Source organism: Acinetobacter sp. YH01010 (assembly GCF_013420775.1).
GTDB classification, from domain to species: domain Bacteria; phylum Pseudomonadota; class Gammaproteobacteria; order Pseudomonadales; family Moraxellaceae; genus Acinetobacter; species Acinetobacter amyesii.
The window spans coordinates 1-5,057 of sequence record NZ_VOYF01000047.1 but is presented as its reverse complement, the minus strand read 5'-3'; the positions used below and the strand labels follow the sequence as shown (position 1 = coordinate 5,057).

Below are 5,057 nucleotides of genomic sequence, written 5' to 3'. Positions count from 1 at the left end.
TGAAAACATTAAACAAGGGCGTTCTGTTGTCGGCTTTAAGTTCATTGTCAAAGAGAAACCAAAGCCAAAATTAACTACACCTGAACGAGATCCAAAAACGGTAGATATGTTCTGCAATATGTCCGATGCCCAAATTAATAAATACAGCGCTGTCCTTTCAAAACTTTCTGAACTTTCAGACCTCAGTAACTTCCCAGACTATCCAACATTCGCCTTATGGATTGCAGGAATTTTGCGAGATCCGAAGAGTGTGAGAGAAGAAACAGCAAAACGAATCTTTAAAGCATTACACAGCAAAACTGATTTCAAATGATGCCCAATACCAATAACCTCGCTTGCCCAGGGCAAGCGAAAGGATATTGGTATTAGGCATCTATGTTTAGTACATAAAGGATTTTAAAATCAAAATGATATATGAAAAAGACATAACAAAATTTGAAAAAGAAATTCTGCTTCAACAAAAAATTGAGCAGCTCGAAACAGAGCTTAAAGAATTTTCTGATCTTCAAAAAAAAGCATATAGTCCGCGACTTCAGAAAAGCATAGAGGGTTTAGAAAATAGAATTCTGAGAGCAAAAAAACTGCTTTATAACAACTGATTCAACTGTCATCTGCGTTTATCATTTTCAATCTCTTTAGCAACGTTTCTTATTTTCTCTATTATCTCAGAGCGTTTATTTTTAATAGAATTTCTTACATTATTTGCTTTATTTTCATCATCATTTGTTACGTCTGACAAGTAGTTGCAAACAATAAAATCTTCAAGTAAATGCTGTAAAATCGCTTCTTCTGTATCTTGCGGACCGAATAGATAATTGTCTTTCAAAAACTGGCTATATTTAAGAACAACACCACCTAAAAAATACTTTCTTCGTTCATTTTCTTTTCTGCGCTTTTGTCCGTCAGTTTGCTGTTCTAGTGTCTTTTTTATCGCTTCTTGCCGTTTCTGACTTTCTGCACGTTCAATTTCAGATTTAGCAATTTTTTCAAGTTTGGCGTATGTCGTTAAAGCATTTTGACAATTAAAAAAACCGTCTCGATCTTTCCAGTCATAGCCTAAAATTTCTTTTTCTAAGTGTGTTAATTGGACAGTCGTTGTCGATTTATGTTGAATAATTTTGTACAACTCAGCATTTCTTCTATACGTAGTTCTTTCACGATCTACAGTTTTTACTAGCGTCAACAACTCATTATCAACAGCAGTATGAAACGTAGTGATGGGACTATGATTTTCTGCATCACAAAGTTTTTGTTGTGCTTTAGTCCGAAATTCCATACGCATTGCAAAACGAACTATTTTACCTAAATCAGAATCATAAAATATTCGTGCAGGTCGTCCACGAGTCGCCATAGAGAAGCCACCACCACAATAAAAATTTAGTTTTTCCATCATACATTGTCACGCAACAAAAATTAAACTAAATTACGTGAGTAATTTATTTAATGTTTTGCTCGTCTACGTGTTTCTAATTCAAATTAATTACTACGCAATTAATTTGAATTAGAAACTCTCCTTCTCGCCCTGCGGGGCAAAAGCAAAACCGGCACAAAACGGGGGTGTAAGAAAATGTATTATTTCGACTATGCATATACCGGCAAAGGCACAACAAAAGTCAAAAGCAAAACCGGCACAAAAGTCAAAAAAGCCCCGTCATGCAAAAACCGGTTTCACTACATTACTCGAACTGCTCACTATAAAAATCACAAAGATAATCTTCACGAAAAAGTTGAGTTTGTGAAAAGTGGCAACATGCCCAGCTTTGCCGAAAAGCGTCCTGACCTGTTTTGGGAAGCTACTCACAACTACGAGCGAAAAAATGCGCGCACTGCTGCAAGCCAAGTTATCGCATTGCCGAAAGAGCTAACGGTTCAGCAACGAATCGAACTAGCCGAAGCACTCATTAAAAAATTCACGGAAGAGTTTAACTTTCCGTACACTGCTGCAATTCACAACCACACTGGAGAGATCGGCGGACAAGATCAACCGCACTTGCATATCATGTATTGTGAAAGATCGGTCGATGAACACAACAGAACTGCTGAACAGTTTTTCAGTCGCTACAACGACAAAGACCCTGCAAGTGGCGGAGCGCAAAAAATTACTCCAGACGTCAGAGGAAAAGGCAAAACGATCATCAATGAAATGCGTGTCGATACAGAAGTTATTATTAATGAGCATCTTGAGAAGTACGCACCGACTAAAATTGTAAACATCAAAGGCATTGATGTTGAAGTGCCGAACACAGTGTCCTGCCTACATCACGAAGATTACAACCGTATCCACGGCACGAACTTAAAGCCAGTGCCAATGATTCCAAAATCCTTGTTACGTCTTGACCCCGACCTGACGTTTAGAGACAAAGACAAAAACGCTGCATATCAAGCAAAGCTTGCTGAACGTGAGCGAGCGATCAATGAAGTCAATGACTTGCGTGAATACAACAACTATCAGCTATATGAGCACTATTATTTAGAAACCAAAGCTCGACTTGCAGCAGATCAAAGCGCATCAAGAGCAGAAATCATGCGTACAGCTAGTGAATCACAGCGATGTAGCGCATTAGAAGCATGCAAATACTTCCAAGAATTACCGCAAACGCCTTTAATTGCGAGGGTTTTAGAGTTATCAGCTATTGAAGATAAACCACAACATAATATTCGAGAGTACATTGAAGCAATAAAGCAAAAACAATATGCAATTATTGATGTACTCAAAAACGAAGCAAATGAACCAACAATTCAAGCAAGCATCACAGCCCTTTCAAACGACCTTAAAACATACCAAATATTTGAAAATAAAGGATATATTAGAGATCAACATGAAAGGAACTTACTCAAATTAGATCGGGAATTTGTGCAAAACTGGCTTGATGATTTAGCTACATGCAATAGCAACGACTTGCTAGATCGACAAGAAAGCACTGTTAAAAATCAGCAAGAAAATAGCAAAAATAATCGTGAAATTGACAAAGAAATTGACAACTCACCACGCCCCGATTTTTAGTATAAAAATAAAGCCACATTTTTGGGGCTTTATCAAATCAAGTACTTATCCCTTGCTTTCAATATACTTCTTTAATCTACTGTTTTTAACAGCATATAAACGCTTATATTCTTTATCAATCAGACGTGTCAAAACGTCCTTTTGACTCCCCCCTACTGCTCCAACAATATCAGCCAACTGGTCTGATACAGACTTATCTAAATATACGTCTAAGCGTTGACTTGCATCACTCTTACGTCTTTCTCTATACGCTTTTTGTCGTTCAGAATTCGTGAGTGGGGCAGGCTTTAACATATCAATCGTCTTTTTATCATTTGCATCTTTCATTGCATAATTCCAATTTTATTATTCAACCATCAAAGCATAGCATAAATTCACGTTACACGGTAATTAAATATGAATACAGATTTATAAAAATAGCGTTACCCGATAACCATATTGTTACCTGTAACGCTAAATAGTTACCATGTAACTTTTAATAGTTACCGTATAACATCTAAATTTTGATTTTTTTATAAAAAATATTACCGTGTAACAAGATAATCGCAACTTCAAAAAATCGCAACTTCAAAAAATCGCACAAAATGCGCTGTATTCAACGAAACAGATGACAGACATACAAAAGTACTGCGACACATCAAAAGTCGCTTAAAACGCAAATCAGCGCAAAATAGAGCTATATTTATGATCAATTTGAGATACTAAAATTAGAAACAATGTGAAAATTCAAATTATTTATTAATCTTAAAGTTTAAAAAATACGTGCAATGTTAAAAATATCTAAACAATAACAGCAATTTACAGAGCGAGTGTCTACGAGCGAACTGTCAAAATCAAAATTCTCGCAATGCCTTTTCACTGATTACAAGCTCCCAGTAGCCTTATTTTCGGGAAGTACAGAGCATCCCGAAGGGTGCGAACTTTGGAGCTTTTGCTTTTACAAAAGCATGAGCGCAGCGAATGCATTATCAATGCTTTTGACTTTGCTTTTGCTCTTGAAACGACACGAGCGAAGCGAGTGCCATAGCTTTTGATTTTGACTTTGCTTCTCCTTTTATTCTTTTAAGAAGCTTTTAAAAGCTTTTAGCCCCCCTCCTAAACCATGCTAGGCAAGGGTTTTAGACTTTAAAAAACTACAAACGCCAAGTATTAAACTACAAACGCCAAGTTAAATGCTCCTTTAAAACTACAAACGCCAAGTTTAAAAACTACAAACGCCAAGTATTAAACTACTTGTATATGTGTGTAGATTAATATATAAAACTACCAACACGAACAATGTAGAATAATTATGGGATTGGATATAAAAAAACATTACCCCAAAGATTGGGTTGTATTGCAAAACAGAGTTGCTGAGTGTTTTAGAGGGATGTCACTTGATGAGAAACGCTTGTTCATAATGGCTACACCGTTAGCAAGAACAACTCAAGTATCTAGCAACGACCCTGTTTTTATCTCTTCAAGTGAGTTCGCTCATGAGTGTGGCATTGATCTCTCAACAGCATACACGGCTCTAGAAACAGCATCTGATCGCTTGTTTACTCGCTTCTTTGGCTATACTGCTGAAAATGGTGATCGAATAAAAATGCGTTGGCTCAATAAGGTTATTTATAAGGTTGGGCAAGGTGGTACAGAGCTGTATTTCACTGATGAAGTGCTATTGTTGCTTAGAGAATTTGATGCTCTAAACCCGTATACAAAATATAAAAAAGAGGTCGTATTACGACTTAAAAAAGATTATTCACTAGACCTTTATCATTTAGCTAAAAAGCACCAAATGATGGGAGGCTTTCAAATAAGTCTAGATGAACTATTCGAACAACTTGAATTACCTGACTCATATAGACGTATTGGCAACCTGAAAGATCGTGTCATACATCCTTCACTGGAAGAGATTACAGCTAATACAGATATTGATCTAACTTATGAAAACATTAAACAAGGGCGTTCTGTTGTCGGCTTTAAGTTCATTGTCAAAGAGAAACCAAAGCCAAAATTAACTACACCTGAACGAGATCCAAAAACGGTAGATATGTTCTGCAATATGTCCGAT

The 5,057-nt window shown here is 36.6% G+C and carries 4 protein-coding genes and 1 pseudogene; 3 read left to right on the top strand and 2 right to left on the bottom strand.

The genetic code is table 11. From position 1 onward, the window contains the following. Nucleotides 1-313 (top strand): annotated as a pseudogene (locus FTT77_RS16925) (replication initiation protein); the annotation flags it as partial. Between the two features lie 294 nt (nucleotides 314-607). On the opposite strand, the gene FTT77_RS16920 reads toward FTT77_RS16925, so the two are convergent. After that, nucleotides 608-1,393 (bottom strand): hypothetical protein, encoded by a 786-nt coding sequence (locus FTT77_RS16920; protein ID WP_120366355.1) that lies wholly within the window; start codon nucleotides 1,391-1,393, stop codon nucleotides 608-610. Between the two features lie 174 nt (nucleotides 1,394-1,567). Here FTT77_RS16920 and FTT77_RS16915 point away from each other — a divergent pair, with 174 nt between their 5' ends. Next, on the top strand, nucleotides 1,568-3,004 hold the full coding sequence (locus FTT77_RS16915) for a MobA/MobL family protein (RefSeq protein ID WP_130169016.1): 1,437 nt from the start codon (nucleotides 1,568-1,570) through the stop codon (nucleotides 3,002-3,004). A 45-nt stretch (nucleotides 3,005-3,049) separates the two neighbouring features. On the opposite strand, the gene FTT77_RS16910 is transcribed toward FTT77_RS16915, so the two are convergent. Further along, on the bottom strand, nucleotides 3,050-3,331 hold the full coding sequence (locus FTT77_RS16910) for a RepB family protein (RefSeq protein ID WP_120366357.1): 282 nt from the start codon (nucleotides 3,329-3,331) through the stop codon (nucleotides 3,050-3,052). A 964-nt stretch (nucleotides 3,332-4,295) separates the two neighbouring features. Here FTT77_RS16910 and FTT77_RS16905 point away from each other — a divergent pair. Next, on the top strand, nucleotides 4,296-5,057 hold a 762-nt coding region (locus FTT77_RS16905), incomplete at its 3' end, for a replication initiation protein (protein WP_180182532.1).

What these genes read in the sequence shown, in the direction of transcription:
- FTT77_RS16915 (WP_130169016.1), top strand. Translation starts at nt 1,568, where the DNA reads ATGTATTATTTCGACTATGCATATACCGGCAAAGGCACAACAAAAGTC.
- FTT77_RS16910 (WP_120366357.1), bottom strand. Translation starts at nt 3,331, where the DNA reads ATGAAAGATGCAAATGATAAAAAGACGATTGATATGTTAAAGCCTGCC.
- FTT77_RS16920 (WP_120366355.1), bottom strand. Translation starts at nt 1,393, where the DNA reads ATGATGGAAAAACTAAATTTTTATTGTGGTGGTGGCTTCTCTATGGCG.